This window comes from Achromobacter xylosoxidans, from assembly GCF_014490035.1.
Classification (GTDB): domain Bacteria; phylum Pseudomonadota; class Gammaproteobacteria; order Burkholderiales; family Burkholderiaceae_B; genus Achromobacter; species Achromobacter bronchisepticus_A.
The window spans coordinates 5,770,222-5,797,036 of sequence record NZ_CP061008.1 but is presented as its reverse complement, the minus strand read 5'-3'; the positions used below and the strand labels follow the sequence as shown (position 1 = coordinate 5,797,036).

The window sequence follows — 26,815 nt, the reverse complement described above, 5'->3', positions numbered from 1 at the left end:
GCGCACCGCACTGCCCGCCAGTTGCGCGTCTCAAGCCGCTGGCAAGGAAATCGCATCCCCCAGCCCCTTGACCTCCTTCAGCACGAACGAGGTGTAGACCTCCTTCACGCCTGGCAGCGCACCCAGCACGTAGCGCGCCAGGTCGCCGAAGGCGTCGAGGTCGCGGGCGATGACGGTCAGCTGATGGTCATAGCGGCCCGAGACGCAGTGGCAGGAGAGCACTTCCGGTACCTGCCTGACGGCGTCCTCGAACGCCTTGACGTGTTCAGCGCCCTTCATGTCCAGGGAAATCCAGACGAACGCCGTCACGCCGAAGCCGAGCTTCTTGACGTCGACTTCGGCCCGATAGCCGCGGATCACGCCTTCGTCTTCCAGGCGCTTGACCCGGCGCCAGCAGGGCGAGGGCGTGAGCGATACGCGCTCGGCCAGATCGGCGCTGGACAGGCGTCCGTCGGCCTGCAGGGCGGCCAGGATTTGCAGGTCGGTGGGGTCGAAATTCTTGCTTTGCACGATTCTTCCAATGAATAGAGAGTTTCGCTAATTTCAATCCAAAATATTACACATTTAAGTCGAAAAATCGGAAATCTTCGCCAATCCGCTCCTGTATCTTTGTTTGGCTGTTAGAGGGGGCGTCGGCACCAGGAATGCTCCCCGTTTGATCACATATGGAGCAGACATGAAAGATTCGAATCCGGTACGCAAGGCGCTGCTGGCCCTGGAGCCTACCGAGGGGTGCTGGCTGACCCTGGCGAGCCCGGCGGTGGCCGAGGCGATTGCGCATTGCGGCTTCGACTGGCTGGTCGTCGACATGGAGCATGCGCCCAATGATGTGGCGGGCCTGACGGCGCAACTACAGGCCATCGACTCGGCGCGCGCGCATGGCGCCACCGCGTATCCGGTCGTGCGGGTGACGGTGAACGATGCGGCGCTGGTCAAGCGCGCCATGGATTGCGGCGCACGGACGGTCATCTTCCCGAACATCGACACGGCCGAGGACGCTCGCAACGCCATCGCCTCGATGCGTTTCCCGTCGGCAGGCAATGGCGGCGTGCGTGGCGTGGCCGGCCTGGTGCGGGCGGGCATGTACGGACAGGACCCCACCTATGTCAAGCTGGCCAATGAACAGGCCTGCGCGATCCTGCAGATCGAGTCGGCGCAGGCGGTGCGCAACGTCGAAGCCATCGCCGCGCTGCCGGGGGCGGACTGCTTGTTCGTGGGCACGGCCGACCTGGCGGCCAGTCTCGGTCGCCTGGGCGACATGACCCACGTCGAAGTCCGCGAGGCCGTCGACCGCGTGATCGCGGCCGGCAAGGCGGCGGGCAAGGCCGTCGGCATCTTCGCCAACGATCCCGAGGAAGCGGCGCGCTACCGCAAGCTGGGCGTGCAATTCATCGCCTTGCATTCCGATGTGGCCTGGCTGGCCCGGGGCGCCCGCCAGGCGCGCGCGCAGTTCGACGCCGCATGCCGCTGAGCCGGCGGCGCGATCACTTTCATCTGGTACGACAGGAACAGGCATGAATACAGCAGTATCTTCCGGCGGCTTCAGCTCGACGGCGCGCGCCAGCGTGCAGACTTTGCGTTCGTCGCAGATCCGCGAGGTCGCCAATGCAGGCATGGGCCGCGCCGACGTGCTGCCGTTCTGGTTCGGCGAGCCCGACGAGCAGACCCCGCCCGCGTTTCGCGATGCGGCCATCGCCCACATCGCGTCGGGGCAGACGTTCTATGTGCAGACCCTGGGCGTGCCCGCGCTGCGCGAACGCCTGGCGGCCTACGTCAGCGGCCTGCATGGCCGGCGCGAAGTCGACAATATCGCGGTGACCAGCTCGGGCACCTCGGCGCTGATGACCGCGGTGCAGGCCATCGTGGGCGCGGGCGATCACGTGGTGGCCGTGACGCCCCTGTGGCCCAACCTGGTGGAAATGCCCAAGGTGCTGGGGGCGAGCGTGACGACCGTGCCGCTGTCGTTTTCCGAGAGCGGCTGGCGCCTGGACCTGGATGCCTTGCTCGCCGCGCTGACGCCGGACGTGCGGGCGCTGCTGGTGAACTCGCCGAACAATCCGACGGGCTGGGTGATGAATGCGGAGCAGCAGCGTGTCGTGCTGGAGCACTGCCGCAAGCACGGCATCTGGATCATCGCCGACGATGTCTACGAACGCTATTACTACGAAGGCGCCGTGGCGCCCACCTTCCTGGACATCGCGGCTCCGGACGACCGCGTGGTCAGCTGCAATTCGTTTTCCAAGGCCTGGCTGATGACCGGCTGGCGCGTGGGCTGGGTGGTGGTGCCGCGCGGCCTGCTGCCGGAAATCGGCAAGCTGATCGAATACAGCAACACCTGCACGCCGGGTTTCGTGCAGACCGCCGCCTTGTGCGCGCTTGAACAGGGCGAGCCCGTCATTGCGCGCACGGTGCAGCGGCTGCGGCTGGCGCGCGACCACCTGGCATCGAAGCTGTCGCAGGTACCCGGGGTTGAACTGGCCGGCGCGGCGCCGGGAGCGATGTACACCTTCTTCCGCATCCGCGGCGTGTCTGACAGCCTGGCGTTCTGCAAGGACCTGGTCGTGCGCGGCGGGCTGGGGCTGGCGCCGGGCATGGCGTTCGGTCCCGAGGGCGAGGGCTATCTGCGCTGGTGCTATGCCAGCGCGCATGAGCGGCTGGATGAAGGCGTGGCTAGACTAGCGCGCTTTCTGGATGCGGCGCGGGGCAAGGCTGCCTGAACGCCAGGCCTCAACCTTAGGGTGCGACCCATGAATACTGCAGAGCTTCCCCGTTCCCTGGAATGGATAGAACGGCTGGTGCGTTTCGACACCACCAGCCGCCTGTCCAATCTGGGTCTGATCGAAACGGTGCGCGACCACCTGGCCGCGGCCGGGCTGGCTCCCAGGCTGATCTACAACGCCGACGGCAAGAAGGCGAATCTCTTCGTGACTGTGCCTGCCGCGGACGGCGGCACCCAGGGCGGGGTGGTGCTGTCCGGCCATACCGATGTGGTGCCGGTGGACGGCCAGGCCTGGAGCAGCGATCCGTTCGCGCCTGAAGTGCGCGACGGCCGCCTGTACGGCCGTGGCACCTGCGACATGAAGGGCTTCATCGGCGTGGCGCTGGCCATGCTGCCGTCGTTCACGTCGCGGCGGCTGCGCGTGCCGCTGCACCTGGCGCTGAGTTATGACGAGGAGGTGGGCTGTCTGGGGGCGGACGCCATGCTGCGTGAATTGGCCAAGCTGGATATCCGCCCGGATAGCTGCATCGTGGGCGAGCCCACCGAGATGCGCGTCATCTCCGCCCACAAGAGCAGCAACCTGTACCGCTGCACCGTGCATGGGCACGCCGCGCATTCTTCGCTGACGCCGCGCGGCGTCAACGCGATCGAATATGCGGCGCGCGCCATCTGCCACATCCGCGACATGGCCGACGGCCATCGCCAGAACGGCCCCTTCGATCAGGATTTCGAGGTGCCGTACACGACTGCCAACACCGGCACGATCTCGGGCGGCCTGTCCGTCAACACGATTCCGGACCGCTGCCAGTTCGAGTTCGAATTCCGCACCATCCCGGGCGTGCTGGCGCCAGACGTGATCGGCGGCCTGCGCCGCTACATCACCGGCGAACTGCGCGACCGCATCAAGGCGGAGAACCCGCAGGCCGATATCGAACTGGAAGCGCTGGCCGAGGTGCCCGGTTTCGATACCGCCGCGACCGCCGAGATTGCGCGGCTGGCGCAGGCGCTGACCGGCGCGCGCGGCACCGAGAAGGTGGCCTACTGCACTGAGGCCGGCCTGTTCCAGCGGGCCGGCATGACGGCGGTCATCTGCGGCCCCGGCAACCTGCAGCAGGCGCACCGGCCGGACGAGTATGTCGCGTTGTCGCAGATCAGCCTGTGCGAACAGTTCATGGAAAAGCTGGCGGGCCATCTTGAGTTGGCCCGGTAATGAGTTGAATCGATAGTTACTCTTCAAAAAAAACAGAGGGAAAAATGGCTTATTCGGAGAAGACAACCTGGAATGCGGCGGCCGCCGGCCGTAGCAAGGCGGCGCCGGCGGGCGACCGGCGCGCCCAGGCGCGGCGCGCGGTGATTGCCGCATCCATCGGCAATGCGCTGGAGTGGTTCGACATGATCGCGTATGGCACGTTCGCGCTGATCATTGCCAAGCTGTACTTTCCGTCCGCCAGCGAGAGTTCCTCGCTGCTGCTGGCGCTGGCGACCTTCGGCGTGTCGTTCCTGATGCGGCCGTTGGGCGCCATCGTGCTGGGCAGCTATGCCGACCGGGCGGGCCGCAAGGCGGCGCTGACGGCGTCCATTTTCCTGATGATGATAGGCACGCTGATCATCGTGGTGGTGCCCACGCATGCGCAGATCGGCGTGGCAGCATCGATCATCATCCTGGTCGCGCGCCTGATCCAGGGCTTTTCGGCGGGCGGGGAATTCGGCAGCGCGACGGCCTTCCTCATCGAGTATGCGCCGGACCGGCGCGCCTACTACGCCAGCTGGCAGGTCGCCAGCCAGGGCGCGGCGATCCTGCTGGCCGCCTTGTTCGGCGCGGTGCTCAATGCGACGCTGACCCAGGCCCAGCTGGAAAGCTGGGGCTGGCGCATTCCGTTCGTGTTCGGCCTGCTGATCGCGCCGGTGGGCTACTACATCCGCCATCACATGGATGAAACACCGGAGTTCAGCGCGGCAGAGGCGTCGGCCTCGCCGCTGAGCGACATGTTCGCGGGGCAGAAACTGCGCCTGCTCGTTACCGTCGGCTTCGTGGCGCTGGGCTCGGTGGGCAATTACCTGGCCCTGTACATGCCCACGTACTCGATCCGCCAGCTGGGTCTGCCGCCTACCATCGGCTTTCTGGCGACGCTGGTCACGGGCGTCATCATGACGGTCGGCGCGCCTTTCGTCGGCACCCTGGCAGACCGGATCGGGCCCGCGCGCATCATGACGGCCGCGGCCCTGGCGACCGCGCTGCTGTGCTACCCCTTGTTCTATTTGCTGGTTTCTTATCCGACCGTGGGCGTGCTGATGATCGTGCAGGTCATCCTGGGCGTCCTGGCGACGGCGTACTTTGCGCCCATGCCAGCGCTGATGTCCGCCATCTTCCCGGTGCAGGTGCGCACCACCGGCCTGTCCCTGGGCTACAACATTGCCGTGACGATCTTTGGCGGCTTTGCGCCGTTCATCCTGACCTGGCTGATCGCGACCACCGATTCCAAGCTGTCGCCCAGCTACTACCTGCTGGCCATTGCACTCATGGCCATGGTGTCGCTGAACGTGGCGCGCCGGACTTTCCAGCAGCGCTAGGCGGCTGGCGCCGGCCTGCTCACCGGAGGCCGGCTCCGCTGCGAGCGGAATGTAGCCTATTGTTGCGCGGCGCGGCCGCTAGCTGTCACGGCTGGCGGCCGCGCCATTTTTGCCATCCTCCGGGCAATACAAAATGTTGCCTGTCTCCCGCCCCGCGCTTGCTAGCATGATCTGGCCGGAATGATCCGGCGCACCGACGGGATAGTGGAGGTTTCCATGAACTCAAGAACAATATTCAACCGGATCGCCGTGGTCGCGGCGTCTGGGGCTTTGCTGGCGGGTTGCGCCACGCAGCAGCAGACCAATACCGCAGTGGGCACGGGCGCCGGCGCGGCGATCGGCGCCGGTATTGGAGCCCTGGTGGGCCATGGCACGGGCGCGGCCATCGGCGCCGGCATCGGCGCGGTGGCGGGCGGCCTGGTCGGCTACAACTGGAAGGTCGTCAAGGAAGACGTGCAGAAGTCGGGCGCTTCGTCGCTGGGCATCGACGTGGTCGAAATGCCCGATGGCAGCCTCAAGGTCAACATTCCCAGCGGCGTGTCGTTCGATACCGACAAGACGCAGCTCAAACCCGCGTTGCTGCCAGTGCTGGACAGTGTGGCGCGCTCGCTCAACCAGCATCCTGAACTGCGGGCCAAGGTGGTCGGCCATACGGACAGCACGGGCGCCCTGGCGCACAACCAGACGCTGTCGGTCAATCGCGCCAAGAGCGTGACCGACTACCTCAGCAAGCAGGGCGTGGCCGCGGGCCGCCTGACTGTCGAGGGCCGCGGGCCGAACGATCCGATCGGCGACAATGCGACCGCCGAAGGCCGTGCGCTGAACCGCCGCGTGGAGATCTACCTGTACGCGGTCCAGCAGTAAGCCTGGGCCAGCCCAGTGTCCGAGGCGGCTGGCGCGATGCGCCGCCGCCTGTTTTTTTGGAGTCCGTCATGAGCATGTTCCCTCCCGCCCGCATCGGCACCGATATCGCCGTGGCCGCCTTGTCTGGCTGGCAGGCCGTGGCGATGCGCGACGCCATCGAAAAGCGCTTCCGCTTCCCCAATTTCAATACGGCATTCGGCTTCATGACGCGCGTCGCCATGTTCGCGGAGAAGCTGAACCATCATCCGGAATGGACCAACGTCTACAACCGCGTGGACGTGACCTTGACCACGCACGACGCCGGCGGCGTGACCGAGCTGGATGTGCGCATGGCGCAGTTCATGGACGAGGCGGCAGCGCAATTGGGCGCCACCGCGCCCAAGGCTTAGGGCGCGTTTTGCGGCGGCGCGGGCGGGAGCGGGTCTTCCGCGCCGTCCGCATCAGGCTGCAAATGGCTGTTCACGCGGTCGAGCATGTCGCCCAGCAGGCGCTGCTCGTCGGCGCTGAGGCAGCCGAAGATTTCTTCATTGCGGCGGGCGATCAGGTCGATGACGCGCTGATATTGCGCCAGGCCGTCCGGGGTGGGCGCCAGCACCACGCCGCGCCCGTCGGAGGCGGACATGGTTTTTTCCACCAGGCCGCGGTCCACCAGGGCCTGCGCCGAGCGACTGGCTTGGCCTTTGTTCAGATTGGCCGCCCGCGCCAGGTCGTTGACCGACAAGGGCGCGTAGCGGCCGATGGCCGCCAGGCAGCGGGCCTCGCCCAGAGGAATCCCGCAAGCTTCCAGATAGGCGCGATTCGTGTCCCTGTCCGTGATCTTGTTGAGCACGTGCAGGCGGTAGGTCAGGAATCGTTCGAGGGCGGGCGGGTTCACGTCGGGCGGGCAGGTTCGGAGGCGGAGTAGTGTGCCACAGGGCTGTTGGCCAGGCAGGCGGCTTCCGCCTGGGCCAATAGCGTGGCGGCGTCGCGCGTATCGCTCAAGCGGGCCAGTAGCGACAGGCTCAGGATCGACAGGAAGAGCGATGCCTGTTCCTCGCCGACGCGCGTCAGGGTCTGCGCCATGGCGGTATAGATCTGGTCCAGTTCATCGTTGTTCATGCTAGCTCTTCCTTGTGCGCGTCGCGTGCGATCGAGGGGTAGTAGGGCTTGAGCGCGGCGCGCAGGGTGGCGGCCGACGGGTTGGTCCAGCGTCCCAGCACGTAGCCGTCAGGCCGCAGCAGGTAGACGGTGCCGGCTTGCGCGCCGTAGCGCTGGCGTAGCTGTCCGTGCGGGTCCTGCAAGGCGTCATCGCCCGTCTTCAGCACGCGCAGCGGCTGGGGGGCATCGCGGGTGGCGGCAGCCAGGGCGTCCAGTTCGGCCGCCAGCCGGGCGTCGGGAGCCAGCGACAGCGCGACGAAGCCGGCGCCAAAGCATGCGCTGAGGTGCAGCGGCGCGCCGTGATCGTGCAGCAGCGCTTCGGGCGCAGGCTGGCCGGGCGCGGCGGCCGTGCCGGCTTGCGGCGCGCCGTCATTCAGGTTCAGTGGCGAGGCATCGTAGGAGATGGGCGCCGACTGCCGCGGGTTGATCAGCTGACGCACCCGCTCATCCGACAGCGCCAGGCGCAGGGCGGCCTCGCGCATCAGACGAAAGCCGAAGTCCGGCGGGGCCATGAACTCGGTGCTCTTCGCGCCGTAGGCCAGGTTCTGGCGGGTGGCGTGGACGCGCTCCACGCTGTAGCTGTCCAGCAGGCTGTCGGAGGCCTGGCCTCGCAGCACCCAGGCCAGCTTCCAGGCCAGGTTGCCGGCGTCGTCCAGTCCCGAGTTCAGGCCCCGTACACCGAAGATAGGCACCAGGTGGGCGGCATCGCCGGCGAACAGCACGCGTCCGTGGCGGTAGCTGTCCAGCGTCAGGCACTTGGCGTTATAGATCGAGATCCACAAGGGCTTCCAGGGTGCGGTCTCGCCGATCATGTCCAGGTGGCTTTGCACGCGCGGCAGCACGTTCTCCGGCTTGACGGCCTCTTCGGGGTCTTCGTCGTCGCGGATCTGGTAATCCACCCGCCACACATTGCCGGGCTGGCGGTGCATGAGCAGGGTGGAGCCGGGATTGGAGGGCGGATCGAACCAGGCCAGGCGCTCCACGGGGCGGCTGGACTCCTGTTCGATGTCGACGATGACGTAGCGTCCTTCGTACTGCATGCCTTCCAGCTTCAGGCCCATGGCCTCGCGCACGGTGCTGCGGCCGCCGTCGCAGGCGATCAGCCAGTCGGCGCGCACGGTCTGACGGCCGCCTTCGATGTCCACTTCGGCCGTGACGCCGTCCGCGTCGGCGCGCAGGCCGGCAAGCCGTGCCGACCAGCGCAGTTCGGCCAGCGCCGGATGGCGCTGCATGGCCTGATGCGCGTACTCCTCGACGGCGTACTGCTGGATGTTGACCATGGGCGCATAGCGCTGCAGCGGATCGTGCGGCATCTCGAAATGCAGGACCTCGCTGTTGCGGAAGTAGCTGCGGCCGCCGGTCCAGGCCAGGCCGGTGGCCGTCAGGGGCCGGTCGGCGCCGACCCAGCCCATGATTTCCTGCGACCGCCGCGAGATGCAGATGGCGCGGCTGCCGCTGCAATAGTCGTCGTCCGCCTCCAGCGTCAGCGAGGCGATGCCGTATTCGGCCAGCAGGGCGGCCAGCGTCAGGCCGACGGGGCCGCCGCCGGCGATCAGGACGGGAACGTGCGCGGGGAGCGGCATGTTGTCTCCAGGTATTGGTTGTTTGCGCAACTATATTATTAAGAGGTTGCGTACGCAACTATATTTTTTGGGCAAGAAAAAACCCGCCGGATCAGGGCGGGTCTTGGTGACTGCGTGGCGTATCTATCAGTTGCGCACGTAGTAGATGCGCATCGCCTGCTGCTTCTGGGCGCCGTCCATTACGCGCAGCACCACGACCTTGGCCGTGAAGCCGTCGGGCAGCTTCAGCTGGCCCAGCGCGTAGTCGTAACGGTCGACGTTCAGGGCGGGGCCTTCCGGCGTGACGGTGGCGGCGCGGCCGTTGGGGTAGGTACCGTCGATGGAGAAGGTCAGCGTGCCCTTGAACGGCGCGCCCTGGCGGTCCTCGCGCATGACCAGCACCTGGTAGTCCAGCAGGCCGGGCGCGCGCTTGAAGGTGGCCGAGCGGATGCCCAGGTTGCCGCCGCGCGGATCGGCCGGCATGGCGTCCTGGAACAGCACCAGTTCCTTGTTCAGCGTTTCGATCTTGCTGCGGGCTTCAGCAAGGTCGGAAGTCAGCTTTTCATGGCCGGACTTGTTGGCGTCGCGTTGTTGCGTGGCTTCCTCGAGCTGGCTTTGCAGGCGCTGGCGTTCCAGGTTGGCGGTGCTCAGTTCGCTGTGCAGCTGCTCGGACTGTTCCACGGTCAGGCGTTGCGGGCCGTAGTTGGTCTGCAGGAAGAGCACGCCGCCGGCGCCCAGGGCGATGCCCACCAGCAGCAGGACCAGCCAGCGCGGCATGCGGCGCGTGCGTTGGCCGGGCTGGTACACGGAGGGCTTGAATACAGCCCGTTGCGATCTTCCAAACATCCCCATTCCTAGAAAACTTCCTGTGTGTTTGCTCGCCCGCGCGCTGCGCGCGCAGGTCAAAGCGCTAGAGAATACCCCGTTAGCCGGGACCGTTGGGTGCGCGGACAAGCCTGGTTGCGCACCTTGATATTGTGAAATATGTGGGTGTCAGCGGACCCGGCGGTTGAGCTCGGCGTCCAGGTCCGCCAGCCGCTGCGGCGTGCCGACATCCGTCCATTCGCCTGCGTGGCGCGCGCCGCGCGCCAGGCCGCGGGCCATGGCCTGCCGGAGCAAGGGCGCCAGAGGCGCCGCCGCGCCCCGGGGGACGTCGGCGAACAACGAGGGATGGTAGACGCCGATACCCGCAAAGGTCAAACGAGGTTCGCCCTGGGCATGCACGCTGCCGTCGGCAGCCAGGCGGAAATCGCCGGCCGGATGCTGGGGCGGGTTGTCCACCAGCAGCAGCCAGGCGCCACTCCCGGGCAGGGCGCGCGCCAGGCCGGTGGCCGCGGCGGGATCCCAGTCGCACCAGACGTCGCCGTTGACGACCAGGAAGGGCTCGTCGCCGAGCAGCGGCAGCGCCTGGACGATGCCGCCCGCGGTTTCCAGCGCGGAGGCTTCGGCCGAATAGCGGATCCGCACGCCATGCGCGCTGCCGTCGCCCAACGCCCGTTCGATTTCGTGGCCGAGCCAGGCGTGGTTGATGACGATGTCGCGGATACCGGCGGCCGCCAGCCGCCGCAGGTGCCAGACGATCAGCGGCTGGCCGCCCACGGACAGCAGGGGCTTGGGCAAGCGGTCGGTGAGGGGGCGCATGCGTTCGCCGCGTCCCGCCGCGAGGATCATGGCCCGCATCAGAACGTGTACCCGACACTAACCTGGCGGTTTTCCAGCTGGTCCAGCAGGCGCAGCAGGGGCGTGAAGACGCCATAGCGCTGGGCCACCTGGCGGACATAGCCGCTGACGCGCGGCATGTGGGCCTGGTAGTGCGCCTTGCCGTCGCGATGATGCAGCCGGGCGAACACGCCCAGGATGCGCAGGTTGCGTTGCAGGCCCATCCACTCGTAGGCGCGGTGGAATTCGGCGAAATCCGAGTCCACCGGCAGGCCGGCCGCCCGCGCCATTTCCCAGTAGCGGATGGCCCAGTCCAATTGCTGGGGTTCTTCCCAGGTCGTGCGGGCATCCGTCACCAGGGAGGCCAGGTCATAAGTGATGGGGCCGGCCAACGCATCCTGGAAGTCGATGATGCCCGGGTTGGGGCCGTACTGCGGCCGGTCGCAGACCATCAGGTTGGGCGAATGGTAGTCGCGGTGCACCAGCACCTGGGCCTGTCCGCCGTTGCTGGCGGACAGCAAGGCAAAGATCTTTTCCAGCGCGTTTGCGGTCTTGTCGTCCAGCGTCACGCCGTGATGCTTCTGCACGTACCACTCGGGGAAAAGCTTGAGCTCGTCGGCCAGGCGGGCGGTGTCATAAGCGCCCAGGCCGGCAGTGGAGGCCTGCTGCAGGCGGACCAGGGCGGCCAGGGCCTCGCGATACAACGTCTGCAGTTCGCTGTCCGGCAGTCCGGCCTGAATGCGCTGGTAATAGGTCTGTTCACCCAGGTCGGACAACAGCAGCAGGCCCTGGTCCAGATCCTGTTCCAGCACGGCGGGCACGTTCAGGCCGACATCCGCCAGCAAACGGTCCACGTGCAGGAAGGGGCGGCAATCCTCGTGCGCGGGCGGGGCGTCCATGACTATCAAGGTGCGTACGCCGGCGTCCAGCCTGAAATAGCGGCGGAAGCTGGCGTCGGCGGACGCCGGGCGCAGCGTGTCGATGGCCAGGTTCAGGCTGGCGGGCAGGCCGCCCAGCCAGTGGCGGATCTGCTCCAGGCGGGGGTCGTGATCGTTTTTCAAGGAAGATCCGTGTCAGAAAGGCAATATTGCTGAGAATTGTGTCCCGGGCACATAAGTCTGGGCCTATGGCGCGGCTTCTCTATAATACCGGCTCGTTTCCGTTAGCATTGGCCCTTCGTGGGTGCCGGTGTCGCGTTCCCACCATCGTCAAAAAGGGCTGTTTTCACTCGTGCGCAAGGTTCGATGGTTGATCCTCTCTGCTGTCAGTGTCGCCGCCGGAGCCGTCCAGGCCCAAGGCAGCCAGGGCAGCGCTCCCGCCGCGTCGTCGACCTCGGCGACTCCCGTGTTGCGCACTTCGCCGGGCTTGCGGATCCACCGCTTGCCGGACGACAGCATTCCCGCCTTCATGGAGGCGGACACCATCGATGGCGATCCTGATTCGGATCTGACCCTGACCGGCAACGCCCAGGTGCGCCGCATCGACAGCGTGATCAAGGGCGACCGCATCAACTACCGCAAGGACACCGGCGAAGTCGACGTCCAGGGTAGCGCGCGCATGATGCGCGACGGCACCCTGGTGACCGGGCCGAGCGCCAAGTTCAACGTCGACAAGTCCTCGGGTGAGGTCGAAAAGCCCAATTTCTGGATGGGCGCCAGCGGCGGCTTTGCCGTCGCCGAGCATGCGGACATCTTCAGCCGGTCGCAGATGCGGCTGCAAACCGTGACGTACAGCGGCTGCGCCTGCGAAACGCCGTCCTGGTACATCAAGGCCAAGACCGTCGACATCGACTTCGACGAAAACGAAGGCGTGGCGCGCAGCGGCGTGCTGTATTTCAAGGACGTGCCCATCCTGGCGTCGCCTTACATGACCTTTCCGGTCAAGAAGGAGCGCAAGTCGGGCTTCCTGATGCCGACGTATGGCACGACCAGCCAGGGCGGTCTCGATTTTTCGATTCCGTATTACCTGAATCTGGCGCCGAACTATGACATGACCGTGCAGCCGCGCTACTTCTCCAAGCGCGGGCTGCAGTTGGGGGGGGAGTTCCGCTATCTCGGCTACGGCTATAGCGGCATCATGGATGGCACTTATCTGCCCAACGACAAGCTGACCGACAGCGACCGTTGGATGTACTGGTGGCGCCACCAGCAGATGCTGCCCTACGGTTTCTATGCAGACTGGGATATTGCGAAGGTTTCGGACGACAACTATTTCCGCGACATTTCGCAGCTGGGCCTGAATCAGGCGTCGACGACCTATTTGCCGCAACGCGCGCGGGTGGGTTGGTCGTCTCCGTCCGGCTACTGGAGCGCGTACGCGCAAGTCTATAAATATCAGACGCTGCAGGATCCCGATGCACCGCTGTACCCACCGTATGATAAGGAACCGGAGCTCTTCTTCCGGGGCGCGCGTTATGACTGGGGCGGTTTTGACGTCGACTGGACCTCTACAGCAGTGCGTTTCCGCAAGTCCTTGTTCGAAGGCCAACGCCTGGGTCCTGATGGCAACCGTTTCCAAACCTACCCGACGGTTTCCTACCCCATCGTCAAGCCGGGCTGGTTCATCGTTCCCAAGGCGGGCGTCAATTACACCCAGTACGACACCGACTGGTACAACCTGAGCCCGGGTACGCCGCGTTCGCAATCCCGTTCGGTGCCGATCCTGTCCCTGGATTCGGGGTTGGTCTTCGAACGCGATACCTCGCTGTTCGGCAAGGCCTCCACGCAGACCCTGGAACCGCGCCTGTACTACCTGTACGTGCCGTACCGCGACCAGTCCAAATTGCCCGTTTTCGATACATCCCTGGCCGATTTCAGCTTCTCGCAGGCGTTCGAAGAGAACATCTACACCGGCGGTTGGGACCGCATCGCGAACGCCAATCAGCTGACTGCGGCGTTGACGACGCGCTGGCTGGATGCCAATACCGGTTTCGAGCGCATGTCATTAGGTATCGCGCAGCGGCTGTACTTCGAGGACCAGAAGGTCACGTTGCCAGGCGAAACACCGCGCGAGAACGTGCGTTCCGACTTCCTTCTGGGGGCAAGTGCCGCCCTGACCGACACGCTTAGCACCGACGTCGCCGCGCAATACAATCCTTACGACAGTAACTGGTCGCGCGGCCTGATCAGCGCGCGCTGGTCGCCGCAGCGCTTGACGACGGTGGCCGTGTCGTACCGCTACCAACGCGATCCTCAACCCGGCGTCCAGTATCAGGCGCAGGGGCAGAACCAGGTGAGCCTGGCCATGCAGTGGCCGTTCTCCAAGCGCTGGTACGGCGTCGGGCGGGTGGACTACTCGTTGCGCAACGGTCCGTCCAGCACGGTGGCCGGCACAACGGATTCGCCCCGCGTCACGCAGGCCATCGCCGGCCTGGAGTACAAGGGAGATTGCTGCTGGGTGGGCCGCATGGTCTACCAGCGATATGCGGTCTCCGCCACGGACGCCAACTCGGCACTGTTCTTCCAGCTTGAGCTGACCGGTCTGGGTTCCCTGGGAACCGACCCGATGAATCTGCTGAACAAGAGTATCCCCGGCTACTCGCGCATTACGCCGCCCGTGCCTGCCGGGACCACATTTGAAAGGTATGAATGATGCGTAGGTTGCACTCTTTGCGCCGCCTCTCCGGCAATGCGCTGCTATTGGCCGTGTGCGCCGGCTTGCCCCTGGCCCATGCGGCCGAGCAGGGCGGCAAGGCCGCGAACAATGGCGCCAAGCCGAATTCCGCTGCGCAAAAAAACGCCGCGCCCGCGCCGCAGCGCGAGCAGTTCGTCGACGGGATTGCCGCAGTCGTGGACAAGGACGTGATCACGCTGCGCGAACTGCGCGATGCGTCCTTGCGCATTTCAGGCGAATTGAAGTCCCGCGGCATCCAGGTGCCCGATGACCAGACCCTGCAGCACCAGGTGTTGCAACGTCTGATCATGGAGCGCGTGCAGCGCCATGAAGCGGATCGCCTGGGCATACGCGTGGATGACGCGCAAATCGACCAAGCGATCCAGACCATTGCGTCCCGCAATAAGATCACCGTGGCTCAGTTGCGCCAGGAAATCGAAAAATCCGGCACCAGCTGGGACGGCTACCGCAAGGCGCTGCGCGATGAGATCCGCACGGATCGTCTGCGCCAACGCGCGGTGGATTCCACCATCGTGATTTCGGATGCCGAAGTCGACGCCTTCCTGAAGGATCAGCGCCGCAATCCGGCATTCGGCGCGGCACCGCAGGCGGCCCCGCAACCGCAGGCTCAGCCGCAGCCAGAACCGCAGCAGGCAGCCGCGCCCTCGGGCCCGATGCTCTATGCCCTGGCCCAGATCCTGGTGCGCGTGCCTGAAGGTTCGTCGCCCGAGCAACTGGCCGCGCTGCGCAAGAAGGCCGAAGGCCTGCTGGCGCAAGCCAAGCGCGGCGACGACTTCGCCAGCCTGGCTGCCGCGGCCTCGGACGGCCCCGAAGCCCTGCAAGGCGGCGTCATGGGCGTGCGCCCGCTGGACGGCTGGCCCGACCTGTTCGTACAGGCCGTCGGCAACTTGCAGAAAGGCCAGGTCAGCGGCCTGATCCAGAGCGGCAACGGTTTCCACATCATCAAGGTGATGGACCGCGGCACCGCCCAGCCGGCGCCCGCCCGCACGGCCCGCGCCCCGGCGCCGGCCCAGGCGCCGCAACCTGCCGCCGCGCCGGCGCAGGCGCCTGCGCATCAAGGTCCGGTGGAAGTGATGCAGACCCGCGCACGCCACATCCTGATCAAGACCTCCACCGTCATGAGCGACGAAATGGCGCGTCAGCGCCTGGAGCAGGTGCGCCAGCGGCTGGTGAGCGGCGGCGCCAAGTTCGAGGACATGGCGCGCCAGTATTCGCAGGACGCGACCGCTCCGCAAGGCGGCGAGCTGGGCTGGTTGAACCCGGGCGAAACCGTGCCGCCGTTCGAGGCTGCCATGAACGCCCTGAAGCCGGGTGAAATCAGCCAGCCGGTGCAATCGCCTTTCGGCTGGCACCTGATCGAAGTGGAAGAGCGCCGCCAGCACGACGCCACCGACGACATGGCCCGCATGAAGGCGCGCCAGATTCTGTTCGAACGCCGTGCCCAGCCCGCTTTCGAAGATTGGCTGGAGCAGCTGCGTGCCCAGGCGTACATCGACAATCGTCTGGAAAAGCAGCAGAAGATCCAGCAGAACAACCGCTAAACGCATTACAGGCTTTACATGTCCCAGCACCAGGCGCGCAAGCGCTTTGGCCAGAACTTCCTGACCGACGAGAGCGTGGTCGAGTCCATCGTCCGGGCGGTTTCGCCCGCCCGCGACGATACCGTGGTCGAGATCGGCCCGGGCTTGTCCGCGCTTACCCGGCCGTTGCTCGAACGCCTGGATCACTTGACGGCGGTCGAGATCGACCGCGACTTGGCGGCGCGCCTGCGCAAGCAGTTCGACGCCAGCCGCCTGACCGTGGTCGAGGCCGACGCGCTGACGGTGGATTTTTCCCAGTTCGGACCCGCGCTGCGCGTGGTGGGAAACCTGCCCTACAACATCTCCAGCCCGCTGCTGTTCCATCTGATGACCTGGGCCGATCACGTCCGCGACCAGCATTTCATGCTGCAGCGGGAAGTGATCGACCGGATGGTCGCGCAGCCCGGTTCGGGCGACTTCAGCCGCCTGTCGGTGATGCTGCAGTCGCGCTACCGCATGCACAAGCTGTTCGACGTGCCGCCGGAAGCCTTCGATCCACCGCCCAAGGTGGTGTCGGCGATCGTGCGCATGGTGCCCTTGCCGGCGGATCGTTTGCGTCCGGTCAGCGAGCGGGCCTTCGAAACGGTGGTGGCGCGGGCATTCTCGCAGCGGCGCAAGATGCTGCGCCGGGTGCTGGCGGACTGGGCGCCGCAAGTGCCCTGGGAAGCGCTGGACATCGCGCCCACGGCGCGCGCCGAGGATATTTCGGTGGACCGGTATATCCGCCTGGCCGATGCGCTGGTGGCGGCCGGCGTGCTGCAGGCCGAGTGACGTCGGACCTCGAAATCAAAAAGCCCGCGCAAGCGGGCTTTTTTACGTGGATGCCTACAGCATGCGTTTCTGCGCGCTCATCCATAGCTGCATGACGTCGCGGGCGCGGTCGGCCAGCAATTTTTCGGCGTCGGTGAGCGCCTGCTGCAGCGTGATGGGGCCCGGCGCCAGGCTGAAGGCGGCGCTGATGCCGCAGGCGTGCAGCGCTTCGTAGCCTTCGCCGAGCGAGCCGGCCAGCGCCACCACGGGCACGCCGGCGCGCTGCGCGATTTTTGCCACGCCGGCAGGGGTCTTGCCGCGCAGGGTCTGCGCGTCCATGCGGCCTTCGCCCGTGAACACCAGGGTCGCACCCTCGACCGCCTGGGCCAGGCCGCCCAGTTCCGCCACGATCTCAACGCCGGGCCGGAATTGCGCATTGAGGAAAGCCTTGGCCGCGAACCCCAGACCGCCCGCCGCGCCCGCGCCCGGGTGGTCGCGGTGATCGGCCCCCAGGTGCCTGGCGCACACGTCGGCGAAATTCGTCAGCATCTGATCCAGGACCAGCACCTGTTCAGGCGTCGCGCCCTTTTGCGGGCCGAATACATGCGAGGCGCCCTGCGGACCGCACAAAGGGTTGTCCACGTCGGAGGCGATGTCGATGCGGATCCCGGCCAGGCGCGGGTCGAGGCCGCGGGTGTCGATGCTGGCCAGCTTGCCCAGCGCGCCGCCGCCGGGCGGCAGGCTGCGGCCATCCGCGTCCAGCAGGCGCACGCCCAGGGCCGTCAGCATGCCCGCGCCCGCGTCGTTGGTGGCAGAGCCGCCCAGGCCCAGGATGATGCGCGTGGCGCCCGCGTTCAGGGCGGCCAGCATCAGTTCGCCCACGCCGTGGCTGCTGGCGCGCATGGGATCGCGCTTGGAAGGCGCGATCAGTTCCAGACCCGCTGCCGCAGCCATCTCGATCACCGCCGTGCCGTCCTCCAGCAAGCCCCAGACGGCGTCGACCTTGTAGCCCAAGGCATCGTTCACCGTCAGCTGGCATTCCTTGCCGCCGGTCGCAGCGAGCACGGCTTCGACCGTGCCTTCGCCGCCGTCGGCCATCGGAATGCATACCGTGTGGGCGCCGGGAACAGCGGCCTTCACGCCGCGGGCAATCGCTGCTGCGGCATCGGGAGCGGACACGCTTTCTTTGAAAGAGTCGGGGGCGATGACGATTTTCACGGGTTCAGTCGAGCTCGTTTTTCGGTTGAGGTGATGCCCATGATACCTGCGCGGGCGCGGCCGGCGTACCATAGCGTTTTTGTTGTTTTAGCGAGAGTGGATCGTCATGCCCGTATTGCGCCGCACCAAAATTGTCGCCACCCTGGGACCTTCGACTTCGACGCCTGAACGCATAGAAGCGCTGATCCGCGCGGGCCTGGACGTGGCCCGCCTGAACTTCTCGCACGGCAGCGCTGACGACCATCGCGAGCGCGCCCGCATGGTGCGCGAGATCGCCGCCAAGCAGGGCCGCTTCGTCGCCATCATGGGCGACCTGCAAGGCCCCAAGATCCGTATCGCGCGCTTCAAGGACAAACTGGTCCAGCTGCAGATCGGCCAGCCGTTCACGCTGTCGCGCGTGCATCCCAAGGAAGAGGGCACGGCCAGCATCGTGGGCATCGATTACCCCGAACTGGTGCAGGACTGCCGCGTTGGCGACGAGCTGCTGCTGGATGACGGCCGCGTGGTGCTGGTGGTGGACAGCGTCGAAGGCGACGAGGTCCACACCACCGTGACGGTGGGCGGTCCGCTGTCGAACAACAAGGGCATCAACCGCCGCGGCGGCGGCCTGTCGGCGCCCAGCCTGACCGACAAGGACCGTGTCGACATCAAGCTGGCCGCCGAGATGGAACTTGACTACGTGGCCGTGTCGTTTCCGCGCTATGGCAGCGATATCGACGAGGCGCGCACGCTGCTGGCGGCCGCCGGCAGCCAGGCCTGGATCATCGCCAAGATCGAACGCGCCGAAGCCGTGGCCGACGACGAAGCGCTGGACGCGCTGATCCGCGCCAGCGACGGCGTGATGGTGGCGCGCGGCGACCTGGGCGTGGAAGTGGGCGATGCCGAACTCGTCGGCATCCAGAAGCGCATCATCCAGCACGCGCGCACCCTGAACAAGGTCGTCATCACCGCGACGCAGATGATGGAGTCGATGATCTCCAGCCCCATGCCCACGCGCGCCGAAGTGTCCGACGTGGCCAACGCGGTGCTGGACTACACCGACGCCGTCATGCTGTCGGCGGAAAGCGCGTCGGGCCAGTATCCCGTGGAAACCGTGCAGGCCATGGCCCGCGTCTGCCTGGGCGCGGAAAAGCACCCGACCTCGACCAAGTCGCATCACCGCCTGGGCGAGACCTTCACGCGCTGCGACGAGACCATCGCGCTTGCGGCCATGTACGCGGCCAACCATTTCCCCGGCGTCAAGGCCATCATCTCGCTGACCGAAAGCGGCCACACGCCGCTGATCATGTCGCGCATCCGCTCGGGCGTGCCGATCTACTGCTACAGCCCGCACAGCATCACGCAAAACCGCGTGGCCATGTTCCGCGGCGTCTACACGATTCCGTTCGCGCCGTCGGACTACGAGCCTGCCGATTTGAGCAACGCCGCCATCGATGAACTGCGCAAGCGCAACCTGGTGCAGACCGGCGACTGGGTGATCCTGACCAAGGGCGACTTCTACCGCGACAGCGGCGGCACCAACGGCATGAAGATCCTGCTGGTGGATTGATACGGGGCGGGTAGCGCCACCCTGGCGCTACCCGCCGCCGCGCGGCGGCTTTCAGCCGAAGAACCAGTAGCACACGCCGATGGCCGCCAGCACGCCGGCCAGATCGGCGATCAGGGCGCAGCCCACCGCGTGGCGCGCCCGCAATATGCCCACCGATCCGAAATACACCGCCAGCACGTAGAAGGTGGTTTCGGTGCTGCCTTGCACCACCGCGGCCAGCAGCGCGGGGAAGCTGTCCACGCCGAAATGCGTCATGGTTTCCAGCATCATGGCGCGCGCCGCGCTGCCCGAGAAGGGTTTGACCAGGGCCGTCGGCAAGGCGTCCACGAAGCGCGTGTCCCAGCCCGCCTGCACCGCCAGCCAGCGGATGCCGTCCAGCAGGAAATCCAGCGCGCCCGAGGCGCGCAGCACGCCCACCGCGCACAGCATCGCGACCAGATAGGGCAGCAGGCTCTTGGCAATGTCGAAGCCTTCCTTGGCGCCTTCGATGAAGGCCTCGTAGACCGGCACCTTCTTCCAGGCGCCCGTCACCAGGAAGGCTATCAGGATGCCGAACAGGACCAGGTTGCCCAGCAGCGACGACAGCGAGGCGATGGCCGCCGCCGACATGCTCGCCAGCAAGGCCATGAATCCGCCCATGAGCAGCGCCGCGCCGCCCAGCCAAAGCATGACCACGGGATCGATGAGGCGCAGCCGCTGGCAGGCCGCCACGGCCAGGAACCCGGCCAGGGTCGATGCGCTGGTGGCCAGCAGAATGGGCAGGAACACCAGCGTCGGGTCCGGCGCGCCTTGCTGCGCGCGGAACATGAACAGCGTCACCGGCAGCAGGGTCAGTGATGAAGCATTCAGCACCAGGAACAGGATCTGCGCGTTGCTGGCGGTTTCGGGCGTGGGATTGAGCGACTGCAATTCGCGCATGGCGCGCAACCCGATGGGCGTGGCGGCGTTGTCCAGGCCCAGTCCGTTGGCGGCGAAGTTCAGCGTGATCAAGCCGATGGCCGGGTGGTTGCGCGGCACGCCCGGCATCAGGCGCGCGAACAGCGGTCCCAGCACGTGCGCCAGCTTTTCCACCAGGCCCGCGCCTTCGGCGATGCGCAGAAAGCCCAGCCACAGCGTCAGCGTGCCGAACAGCAGCACCATCACTTCCACGGACACGCGGGCCATGTCGAACAGGCTGGCGACCATCATGCGGAAGACTTCGGGATCGCCGATGACCAGCCAGCGGTACAGCGCCGCCGCGGCCGCGGTAAGGAAAAAGCCCAGCCAGAGTTTGTTCAGCATGCGGAGACTGCCCGGATAGCGATGGATTGCGCGCTGCGCGCCGAGGCCCATTGTCGCAGAGTCGGCAGGCCGCAGCTTGGCCCGGCGCCGCCAATTCTGGTACTTTGACCTGATACGCCCTGGGGCCTGGGGCCATAACAGTGAGGAACACTCATGGACTTCAATGCGTGGCGCCGGCGCCGCATCTCGGAACCTGCTTACCGCTGGGCGCGCAACGCGCTGCCCGCCATGTCGGCGACGGAGCGCGAAGCCATCGAGGCCGGGGACACCTGGTGGGATGCGGATCTGTTCACCGGCAATCCCGACTGGCGCAAGCTGCTGGACGTGCCGGCAGCCACGTTGACCGCGGACGAGCAGCGCTTCATAGATGGCCCGCTGGCACGGCTTTGCGCCATGCTGGACGAATGGGACATCACCTGGAACCGGCGCGACCTGCCGCCCGAGGTATGGGACTTCCTGAAGGCCGAACGCTTCTTCGGCATGATCATTCCGCGGCGCTACGGCGGCCTGGGCTTTTCACCCTACGCGCACTCCGAGGTCGTGCGGCGCATCTCGGCCTATTCCATTACCGCGGGCGTTACCGTGATGGTGCCCAACTCACTGGGGCCGGGCGAACTGCTGATGCAGTTCGGCACCCCGGCGCAGCGCGACTACTGGCTGCCGCGGCTGGCGGACGGGCGCGAGGTGCCTTGCTTCGGCCTGACCAGCCCCGAGGCTGGCTCGGACGCCGCGTCCATGGTGGACACGGGCGTGGTCTGCCGCCAGGTGGTCGACGGGCGCGAACTGATCGGCATCCGGCTCAACTGGCACAAGCGCTACATCACGCTTGGGCCGGTGGCGACCGTGCTGGGCCTGGCTTTCAAGCTGTCGGACCCCGACGGCATCCTGGGCGGCGCCAAGGACATCGGCATATCGGTCGCGCTGGTGCCGACCGAAGCGCCCGGCGTGGAGATCGGGCGCCGCCACCTGCCCGCCATGCAGGTCTTCCAGAACGGCCCCAACCGCGGACGCGACGTGTTCGTGCCGCTGGATGCGCTGATCGGCGGCGCAGAACGCGCCGGCCATGGCTGGCAGATGCTGATGAGCGCGCTGGCGGCGGGGCGGGGCATTTCCCTGCCTTCGCTATCGGCCGCCGCCGCCGCGATGTGCGCGCACACCACGGGCATGTATGCCCGAGTGCGCGAACAGTTCGGCATTCCCGTGGGCAAGTTCGAAGGCGTGCAGGAAGGGCTGGCCCGGCTGGCTGGCAATGCCTATCTGGTCGAAGCCGCCCGGCGCCTGACCTGCGCCGCGCTGAACCAGGGCGTCAAGCCGGCGGTGGTCTCGGGCATCATGAAGTACCACGCCACCGAGCGCATGCGCGGCTCGGTCAACGACGCGATGGACATCCATGCCGGCCGCGCCGTCATCGACGGTCCCAGCAACTACCTGGGCGCGCTGTACCGCGCCGTGCCCATCGCCATCACGGTCGAGGGCGCCAACATCCTGACGCGCAACCTGATCATCTTCGGCCAGGGCGCGATCCGCGCCCACCCTTACCTGATGCCGGAAATCCTGGCGCTGGGCAACCCCGACGAAGACCGCGGCATGGAGGTCTTCCACGACGTGTTCTGGCGCCATCTGCGCCACACGGGCATCAACGCGCTGCGGGCCATCGGCCGCGCCTGGACTGGCGGAGTGCTGGCGCCTGCGCCTTCATCCGGCCCCGTGGCCGGCCACTACCGGCGGCTGGGCCGCCATGCCTCGGGCTTCGCGCTGCTGGCCGATGCCACGCTGGCGCAACTGGGCGGGGGGCTGAAGCGCCGCGAGATGATCTCCGCCCGTCTGGGCGACATCCTGTCCGAGCTGTATCTGCAGTCGGCGGTGCTCAAACGCTGGGAAGACGAGGGCCGCAAGCACGACGACCTGCCGCTGGTGCATTGGTGCCTGGAGCAGGGCTACGCCAGCATCGAGAAAAGCATGGACCAGGTCTTGCGCAACCTGCCGGGCCGCGTGTTGTCATGGGGGCTGCGCGCCGCCATCCTGCCGTTGCGCCTGGCCAAGGGGCCGAGCGACGCCTTGACGCGGGAATGCGCGGAACTGCTGCTCAAGCCTTCGCCCACGCATGTGCGCCTGGCGGCCGACCTGCATCGCGAGGCCGGCGCCGCCGGCGACGATCCGGTGGGTCTCCTGACCCGCGCCTTCGCGCTGGCGGACGCGGTGCAGCCGCTGCGCGACCGCCTGCGCCAGTCCGGCGTGCGCGATTGGCGTGAAGCCCACCAGCGCGGCGCCATTACCGACGCGCAGGCGGCCTCGCTGCAAGAGGCCGAAGCGCTGGTGTCGCGGGTGTTGCAGGTGGATGATTTCGCGCCTGAAGAGCTGTCGCCGCAGGCCGCCAAGGCGGGTTCGGGAGAGGCGTAGGGAAGAGACGCAAGCTCCCGCAAGGCGGGAGCAAGGTCTTAGTCGTCCTGGTTCGGATCCATGTCGGGGAACAGGATTTCAGTGAACCCGAATTTGCTGAAGTCCTGGATGCGCGACGGGTAGAGCCGGCCGATCAGGTGGTCGCATTCGTGCTGCACCACCCGGGCGTGAAACCCCTCGGCCTCGCGCTCGATGAGCTGGCCGTAGGGATCGCGCCCGCTGTAGCGGATGTGGCGGTAGCGCGGCACCACGCCGCGTAGGCCCGGCACCGACAGGCAGCCTTCCCAGCCGTCTTCCATTTCGTCAGACAGCGGCGTGATGACCGGATTGCACAGAATGGTCTGCGGGACGGCGGGCGCGTCCGGATAGCGCTCGTTGCGGTCGAAGCCGAAGATCACCAGCTGCAGGTCCACGCCGATCTGCGGCGCGGCCAGGCCCACCCCTTGCGCGGCGGCCATGGTTTCGAACATGTCGTCGATCAGCGCGTGCAGTTCGGGCGTGTCGTAGCGTTCCACGGGCGCGGCCACGCGCAACAGCCGCGGATCGCCCATTTTCAGGATGGTGTGGATCATGGAATGTCTTCCTGGCGTCGGCCGCGCGGGGGGCTCAGTCCTGGCGGCCCTTTTTCTGGATGAACTCGATCTTGTAGCCATCGGGGTCTTCGACAAAGGCGATGACGGTCTTGCCGTGCTTCATCGGGCCGGCTTCGCGCGTGACCTTGCCGCCTTTTTCCTTGACCTTGTCACAGGCCTCGTAGGCGTTGTCGACTTCCAGGGCGATGTGGCCGTAGCCGGTGCCCAGGTCGTATTTGTCCGTGTCCCAGTTGTGGGTCAGTTCGATGACGGCGCCTTCGGATTCGTCCTGGTAGCCGACGAAGGCCAGCGTGAACTTGCCCTCGGGGTAGTCATTGCGGCGCAGCACGCGCATGCCGAGCACGTTGGTGTAGAAGTCGATGGACTTGTCGAGGTTGCCGACTCGCAGCATGGTGTGGAGCATACGCATGGGATGTTTTCCTTAAGCGGTGAGGGGGAGCGGGAAGAATCCGCCGTTGCCGGCGGCTTCCCGGGTGATGCCGATGTCGCGCAGCGCGCCGCCCATGGCGTCGACTGCCTGCCGCATCTGGTCGGGCCCGAAGGCGCCGATGCAGCCGACCCGGAACGAAGGTTGTTCGGTGTTGTAGAAGTTGCTGAGCACGTAGCCGCGGCGCTTGAGGGCGTCCACGAACAATTGCAGGTTCCAGGTCGGCGCGTCAGGGGCGCGGACGTTGACGACGATTGGGCCCTGCAGGGCAGGCGTCAGGTAAGGCGCCAGGCCCAGCTCCCTGACGCCATCATATAGCGTGCGCATGTTGGCTGTGTAGCGTGCCAGGCGGGCCTCGCGGCCTTCTTCGCGGTGCAGTTCCAGCGCCACGGCCAGCGCCGCCAGCGTGGGGGCGGGCGGCGTGAAACGCGGGCCGGCATTGGGCTGCAGGCTTTGCTGGTAGATGTCGGCCAGGTCCAGCGACCAGCTGCCGGCGACGCCGCGCGCCGCTTCCAGGCTGTCGCGCCGCGCCACCACGAAGGCGGCGCCGGGCATGCCTTCCAGGCACTTGTTGGCGGTCAACACCACCGCTTCCACGGCGGGCAGGGCGCGCAGTTCCAGGGGCAGCGCGCCGAAGGCGGACACGGCGTCGACGATGACGCGGCGGCCGAGTCCGTGCGCGATGCGCGCGAGTTCAGGCACGTCATGGCAGATGCCGCTGCCGGTTTCGCTGTAGACCAGCGCCAGGTGGGTGAGCGTGGGATCCTGTTCCAGGGCGTGGGCGACCGCCAGCGGATCGATCCGCTCGGTGGGGCCGACGGGCAGCGGCACGGCGACGCGGCCGGCATCGCCGGCCAGCTTTTGCAGGCGGGCGGCGTAGGCGCCGGTGGAGGGGGCCAGCAGGCGACCGCCGGCGGGGATGAAGCTGCGGATCGCGGCTTCCACCGCGAAGTGGCCGCAGCCCGGCAGCGCCAGCGCGGCGTGCTCGTCGGGCGACGCCAGCGCCGTGCGCAGCACGCCATCGCAGACCTGCCGGTAGGTCTGGCGGAAATCGTTGTCCCACGGCGCATAGTCTTGCGCCATGGCGGCCTTCACCCGCGCGTCGGTCGTGACCGGGCCCGGAATCAGCAGCAACATTTTCGTGTCTCCAGAATGCCTCAGAACTGAGGCAAGGATGCGGGGTCGTGACGCCGCAGGATGTTCTTGGCGTCTTCGAAGTCGGGCAGGATTTGCCCCACTTCGCGCCAGAAGTCCTGACTGTGGTTCATTTCGCGCAAATGGGCAAGCTCGTGCGCGATGACGTAGTCGATGATGGCGGGCGCGAAATGGATCAGGCGCCAGTTCAGCATGATGTTGCCGTCGCTGGTGCAGGAGCCCCAGCGGGTGGCGGCCGAGGATAGGCGCCAGCGTTGGATCTTCAGGCCGCTGACCTGCAGGAAGTGGGCCAGGCGCGCGCCGAACCAGGCGCCGGCGCGCTGTTGCAGCCAGGCCTGGGCCGAATCGCGGATGCGGCCCTGGTCCGCCGAGGACGGCAGCGCCAGCCACAAGGTGTCGCCATCCTGCGGGGCGTCGGCGTCGCCCGACAGGTTGGCCTGGCGGCTGTCGCCGCCTACGCCGATCACAATGCGCTTGCCCAGGTACGGCAGTTCGCCGCCCGCCTGCCAGCGCGTGTGCGCCATGGCAAGCTGCTGCTTGCGGGCGTGCCATTCGCGCAGCTTGGTGAGGATCCAGCGGGCTTTCTCGCGCACGGCGTCGTCCACCTGCGTCAGCGTGACCCAGTTCGGGGCGGTGACGCGCAAGCCGTCGTCGGTGATCACGAAGCCGATGCTGCGGCGGCGCGAGCGCAGCAGCACGAAGCCGATGGGCTGCTGCTCGGTCGAGACTTCGCGCCAGCGCGCGCCGGGCGGCAGCGGGTCGGGGCAGGGCGTGGGGACGAGCGAGGCCGCGTTGGGCGACAGCGTCAGCAGCGGTTCGCCCGCAGGGGCGGCAGCCGGGGGCAGATCGGGGAAGAGGGGCTTGGGCGCGGCCGGCTTAGGCGCGGCCGGCTTAGGTGCGGCCGGAGCCTTCGGCGCGGCGTTCAGCGGCGGCGCGCCCGTGGGCGCGTCGTGCTGCTGTTCGTCGAACAGGAGTTCGAGCTGATCAGTGCTGGCCATACCTTTCTGGATTGAGACGCCGCATTTCCCCTTCGATCCAGTCCTGAACCTTTTTGTTCAGTTCCTCGGGGGAGAGTCCCTTGGATTCTATCGCGGGACCGATGGACACGGTAACCATGCCCGGATACTTCACAAAGGCGTTGCGGCGCCAGCATTCGCCGGCATTGTGCGCCACCGGGATGACGGCGGCGCCGGTGCGCGAGGCCAGCAGCGCGCCGCCCATCTTGAAGCGGCCGGTCTTGCCGGGCGGCACGCGGGTGCCCTCGGGAAACAGCAGGGGCCAGCGGCCTTCGTCCAGGCGGGTCTGGCCTTGCTTGACCACCTGGTCGAAGGCATCGCGACCCTTGGCGCGGTCGATCGGGATCATGCGCAGCAGCGCCAGGCCCCAGCCGAAGAACGGCACCATGTGCAGTTCCTTCTTGTAGACGAAGCAGACTTCGCGCGGCATGTGGGCGGGGAAGAACAGCGTTTCCCAGGCTGATTGATGCTTGGACAGCAGCACCGCCGGGCCGTCGGGCAGATTTTCCCAGCCCTTGACCTGCCAGCGGATGCCGCAGAAGAAGCGCGCGCCCCAGATGGCCAGGCGCGGCCAGCCCACGGTCAACTTATAGCGCCAGTGCAGCGGCAGCGGCGCCCACAGGATGCAAGCGAACGCGTAGGGGATGACCGTGACGGCCAGGAACAGGAAGTACAGCAGCGAACGTAGGCGGGCCATCGGA

General features: G+C 66.9%; 25 protein-coding genes. 11 read left to right on the top strand and 14 right to left on the bottom strand.

What is annotated here, in order from left to right; translation table 11 throughout:
- Positions 1-30 precede the first annotated feature (30 nt).
- Positions 31-510, bottom strand: coding sequence for an Lrp/AsnC family transcriptional regulator (locus IAG39_RS26870; RefSeq protein ID WP_118932644.1), 480 nt, complete (start codon positions 508-510; stop codon positions 31-33).
- Between the two features lie 166 nt (positions 511-676).
- Between IAG39_RS26870 and IAG39_RS26865 the strand changes: the two genes are divergently transcribed.
- The 6 genes from IAG39_RS26865 (at position 677) to IAG39_RS26840 (ending at position 6,543) form a co-directional block, all read left to right on the top strand.
- Positions 677-1,471: an HpcH/HpaI aldolase family protein gene (locus tag IAG39_RS26865; protein WP_118932645.1), complete on the top strand. Its 795-nt coding sequence runs from the start codon at positions 677-679 to the stop codon at positions 1,469-1,471.
- Positions 1,472-1,514: 43 nt separating this feature from the next.
- A complete protein-coding gene (locus IAG39_RS26860) occupies positions 1,515-2,717 on the top strand; it encodes a pyridoxal phosphate-dependent aminotransferase (protein WP_118932646.1) in 1,203 nt (400 codons plus the stop codon).
- A 30-nt stretch (positions 2,718-2,747) separates the two neighbouring features.
- A complete protein-coding gene (argE, locus tag IAG39_RS26855) occupies positions 2,748-3,929 on the top strand; it encodes an acetylornithine deacetylase (protein WP_118932647.1) in 1,182 nt (393 codons plus the stop codon).
- Positions 3,930-3,973: 44 nt separating this feature from the next.
- Positions 3,974-5,290 (top strand): MFS transporter, encoded by a 1,317-nt coding sequence (locus IAG39_RS26850; protein ID WP_191295198.1) that lies wholly within the window; start codon positions 3,974-3,976, stop codon positions 5,288-5,290.
- 216 nt (positions 5,291-5,506) lie between these two features.
- Positions 5,507-6,154: an OmpA family protein gene (locus IAG39_RS26845; RefSeq protein ID WP_059371515.1), complete on the top strand. Its 648-nt coding sequence runs from the start codon at positions 5,507-5,509 to the stop codon at positions 6,152-6,154.
- Between the two features lie 68 nt (positions 6,155-6,222).
- A complete protein-coding gene (locus IAG39_RS26840; RefSeq protein ID WP_059371723.1) occupies positions 6,223-6,543 on the top strand; it encodes a 4a-hydroxytetrahydrobiopterin dehydratase in 321 nt (106 codons plus the stop codon).
- On the opposite strand, the gene IAG39_RS26835 is transcribed toward IAG39_RS26840, so the two are convergent.
- From IAG39_RS26835 to IAG39_RS26810, 6 genes are all read right to left on the bottom strand, one after another.
- Positions 6,540-7,028 (bottom strand): MarR family winged helix-turn-helix transcriptional regulator, encoded by a 489-nt coding sequence (locus tag IAG39_RS26835; protein ID WP_118932648.1) that lies wholly within the window; start codon positions 7,026-7,028, stop codon positions 6,540-6,542. The two genes, IAG39_RS26840 and IAG39_RS26835, sit on opposite strands and share 4 nt — an antisense overlap.
- Positions 7,025-7,252, bottom strand: coding sequence for a hypothetical protein (locus IAG39_RS26830; protein ID WP_118932649.1), 228 nt, complete (start codon positions 7,250-7,252; stop codon positions 7,025-7,027). The genes IAG39_RS26835 and IAG39_RS26830 overlap by 4 nt, the downstream gene beginning before the upstream one ends.
- Complete coding sequence (locus tag IAG39_RS26825; protein ID WP_118932650.1) at positions 7,249-8,874, bottom strand: FAD-dependent oxidoreductase; 1,626 nt, start codon at positions 8,872-8,874, stop codon at positions 7,249-7,251. The genes IAG39_RS26830 and IAG39_RS26825 overlap by 4 nt, the downstream gene beginning before the upstream one ends.
- Positions 8,875-9,000: 126 nt before the next feature.
- Positions 9,001-9,699: a DUF6776 family protein gene (locus tag IAG39_RS26820; RefSeq protein WP_059371519.1), complete on the bottom strand. Its 699-nt coding sequence runs from the start codon at positions 9,697-9,699 to the stop codon at positions 9,001-9,003.
- A gap of 147 nt (positions 9,700-9,846) precedes the next feature.
- Positions 9,847-10,533, bottom strand: coding sequence for an N-acetylmuramate alpha-1-phosphate uridylyltransferase MurU (murU, locus tag IAG39_RS26815; protein WP_118932651.1), 687 nt, complete (start codon positions 10,531-10,533; stop codon positions 9,847-9,849).
- A complete protein-coding gene (locus IAG39_RS26810; RefSeq protein ID WP_059371521.1) occupies positions 10,533-11,573 on the bottom strand; it encodes an aminoglycoside phosphotransferase family protein in 1,041 nt (346 codons plus the stop codon). The genes murU and IAG39_RS26810 overlap by 1 nt, the downstream gene beginning before the upstream one ends.
- Positions 11,574-11,742: 169 nt before the next feature.
- Here IAG39_RS26810 and IAG39_RS26805 point away from each other — a divergent pair, with 169 nt between their 5' ends.
- From IAG39_RS26805 to rsmA, 3 genes are read left to right on the top strand one after another with little or no spacing between them, the layout of a single operon-like run.
- The gene (locus tag IAG39_RS26805; RefSeq protein WP_118932652.1) at positions 11,743-14,103 is read left to right on the top strand and encodes an LPS-assembly protein LptD; all 2,361 of its coding nucleotides are present in this window, start codon (positions 11,743-11,745) and stop codon (positions 14,101-14,103) included.
- Positions 14,100-15,686 carry a peptidylprolyl isomerase gene (locus IAG39_RS26800; protein WP_187774067.1) on the top strand — a complete coding sequence of 529 codons (1,587 nt, stop codon included), beginning with the start codon at positions 14,100-14,102 and terminating at the stop codon, positions 15,684-15,686. The genes IAG39_RS26805 and IAG39_RS26800 overlap by 4 nt, the downstream gene beginning before the upstream one ends.
- An 18-nt stretch (positions 15,687-15,704) precedes the next feature.
- Positions 15,705-16,496, top strand: a complete 792-nt coding sequence (gene rsmA, locus IAG39_RS26795) for a 16S rRNA (adenine(1518)-N(6)/adenine(1519)-N(6))-dimethyltransferase RsmA (RefSeq protein ID WP_118932411.1) — start codon at positions 15,705-15,707, stop codon at positions 16,494-16,496.
- Positions 16,497-16,550: 54 nt separating this feature from the next.
- On the opposite strand, the gene IAG39_RS26790 is transcribed toward rsmA, so the two are convergent.
- Positions 16,551-17,693 (bottom strand): glycerate kinase, encoded by a 1,143-nt coding sequence (locus IAG39_RS26790; RefSeq protein ID WP_059371525.1) that lies wholly within the window; start codon positions 17,691-17,693, stop codon positions 16,551-16,553.
- 106 nt (positions 17,694-17,799) lie between these two features.
- On the opposite strand from IAG39_RS26790, the gene pyk reads away from it, so the two are divergent.
- Positions 17,800-19,242: a pyruvate kinase gene (gene pyk, locus IAG39_RS26785; protein ID WP_054457531.1), complete on the top strand. Its 1,443-nt coding sequence runs from the start codon at positions 17,800-17,802 to the stop codon at positions 19,240-19,242.
- Between the two features lie 51 nt (positions 19,243-19,293).
- On the opposite strand, the gene IAG39_RS26780 is transcribed toward pyk, so the two are convergent.
- Complete coding sequence (locus IAG39_RS26780) at positions 19,294-20,523, bottom strand: nucleoside recognition domain-containing protein (RefSeq protein ID WP_118932418.1); 1,230 nt, start codon at positions 20,521-20,523, stop codon at positions 19,294-19,296.
- 153 nt (positions 20,524-20,676) lie between these two features.
- Here IAG39_RS26780 and IAG39_RS26775 point away from each other — a divergent pair, with 153 nt between their 5' ends.
- Entirely contained in the window at positions 20,677-22,923 is a 2,247-nt protein-coding gene (locus tag IAG39_RS26775; protein WP_118932410.1) for an acyl-CoA dehydrogenase, read from the top strand.
- Positions 22,924-22,961: 38 nt separating this feature from the next.
- Here the strand turns inward: IAG39_RS26775 and def are convergent, their stop codons facing one another.
- Genes def through IAG39_RS26750 form a run of 5 tightly spaced genes read right to left on the bottom strand, consistent with a single transcriptional unit; the run spans position 22,962 to position 26,811 of the window.
- Positions 22,962-23,495 (bottom strand): peptide deformylase, encoded by a 534-nt coding sequence (gene def, locus IAG39_RS26770; RefSeq protein ID WP_059371527.1) that lies wholly within the window; start codon positions 23,493-23,495, stop codon positions 22,962-22,964.
- Between the two features lie 34 nt (positions 23,496-23,529).
- Positions 23,530-23,925 carry a lactoylglutathione lyase gene (gloA, locus tag IAG39_RS26765; RefSeq protein ID WP_054457526.1) on the bottom strand — a complete coding sequence of 132 codons (396 nt, stop codon included), beginning with the start codon at positions 23,923-23,925 and terminating at the stop codon, positions 23,530-23,532.
- A 12-nt stretch (positions 23,926-23,937) separates the two neighbouring features.
- A complete protein-coding gene (locus IAG39_RS26760; RefSeq protein WP_118932409.1) occupies positions 23,938-25,080 on the bottom strand; it encodes a 2-aminoethylphosphonate--pyruvate transaminase in 1,143 nt (380 codons plus the stop codon).
- 20 nt (positions 25,081-25,100) lie between these two features.
- Positions 25,101-26,096: a M48 family metallopeptidase gene (locus IAG39_RS26755; protein ID WP_118932408.1), complete on the bottom strand. Its 996-nt coding sequence runs from the start codon at positions 26,094-26,096 to the stop codon at positions 25,101-25,103.
- Positions 26,083-26,811 (bottom strand): lysophospholipid acyltransferase family protein, encoded by a 729-nt coding sequence (locus IAG39_RS26750; protein ID WP_059371529.1) that lies wholly within the window; start codon positions 26,809-26,811, stop codon positions 26,083-26,085. Before IAG39_RS26750 ends, IAG39_RS26755 begins: the two co-directional genes overlap by 14 nt.
- Between the last annotated feature and the right edge of the window lie 4 nt (positions 26,812-26,815).

What these genes read in the sequence shown, in the direction of transcription:
- IAG39_RS26865 (WP_118932645.1), top strand. Translation starts at nt 677, where the DNA reads ATGAAAGATTCGAATCCGGTACGCAAGGCGCTGCTGGCCCTGGAGCCT.
- IAG39_RS26860 (WP_118932646.1), top strand. Translation starts at nt 1,515, where the DNA reads ATGAATACAGCAGTATCTTCCGGCGGCTTCAGCTCGACGGCGCGCGCC.
- argE (WP_118932647.1), top strand. Translation starts at nt 2,748, where the DNA reads ATGAATACTGCAGAGCTTCCCCGTTCCCTGGAATGGATAGAACGGCTG.
- IAG39_RS26850 (WP_191295198.1), top strand. Translation starts at nt 3,974, where the DNA reads ATGGCTTATTCGGAGAAGACAACCTGGAATGCGGCGGCCGCCGGCCGT.
- IAG39_RS26845 (WP_059371515.1), top strand. Translation starts at nt 5,507, where the DNA reads ATGAACTCAAGAACAATATTCAACCGGATCGCCGTGGTCGCGGCGTCT.
- IAG39_RS26840 (WP_059371723.1), top strand. Translation starts at nt 6,223, where the DNA reads ATGAGCATGTTCCCTCCCGCCCGCATCGGCACCGATATCGCCGTGGCC.
- IAG39_RS26830 (WP_118932649.1), bottom strand. Translation starts at nt 7,252, where the DNA reads ATGAACAACGATGAACTGGACCAGATCTATACCGCCATGGCGCAGACC.
- IAG39_RS26825 (WP_118932650.1), bottom strand. Translation starts at nt 8,874, where the DNA reads ATGCCGCTCCCCGCGCACGTTCCCGTCCTGATCGCCGGCGGCGGCCCC.
- IAG39_RS26820 (WP_059371519.1), bottom strand. Translation starts at nt 9,699, where the DNA reads ATGTTTGGAAGATCGCAACGGGCTGTATTCAAGCCCTCCGTGTACCAG.
- murU (WP_118932651.1), bottom strand. Translation starts at nt 10,533, where the DNA reads ATGCGGGCCATGATCCTCGCGGCGGGACGCGGCGAACGCATGCGCCCC.
- IAG39_RS26800 (WP_187774067.1), top strand. Translation starts at nt 14,100, where the DNA reads ATGATGCGTAGGTTGCACTCTTTGCGCCGCCTCTCCGGCAATGCGCTG.
- rsmA (WP_118932411.1), top strand. Translation starts at nt 15,705, where the DNA reads ATGTCCCAGCACCAGGCGCGCAAGCGCTTTGGCCAGAACTTCCTGACC.
- pyk (WP_054457531.1), top strand. Translation starts at nt 17,800, where the DNA reads ATGCCCGTATTGCGCCGCACCAAAATTGTCGCCACCCTGGGACCTTCG.
- IAG39_RS26780 (WP_118932418.1), bottom strand. Translation starts at nt 20,523, where the DNA reads ATGCTGAACAAACTCTGGCTGGGCTTTTTCCTTACCGCGGCCGCGGCG.
- IAG39_RS26775 (WP_118932410.1), top strand. Translation starts at nt 20,677, where the DNA reads ATGGACTTCAATGCGTGGCGCCGGCGCCGCATCTCGGAACCTGCTTAC.
- def (WP_059371527.1), bottom strand. Translation starts at nt 23,495, where the DNA reads ATGATCCACACCATCCTGAAAATGGGCGATCCGCGGCTGTTGCGCGTG.
- gloA (WP_054457526.1), bottom strand. Translation starts at nt 23,925, where the DNA reads ATGCGTATGCTCCACACCATGCTGCGAGTCGGCAACCTCGACAAGTCC.
- IAG39_RS26760 (WP_118932409.1), bottom strand. Translation starts at nt 25,080, where the DNA reads ATGTTGCTGCTGATTCCGGGCCCGGTCACGACCGACGCGCGGGTGAAG.
- IAG39_RS26755 (WP_118932408.1), bottom strand. Translation starts at nt 26,096, where the DNA reads ATGGCCAGCACTGATCAGCTCGAACTCCTGTTCGACGAACAGCAGCAC.
- IAG39_RS26750 (WP_059371529.1), bottom strand. Translation starts at nt 26,811, where the DNA reads ATGGCCCGCCTACGTTCGCTGCTGTACTTCCTGTTCCTGGCCGTCACG.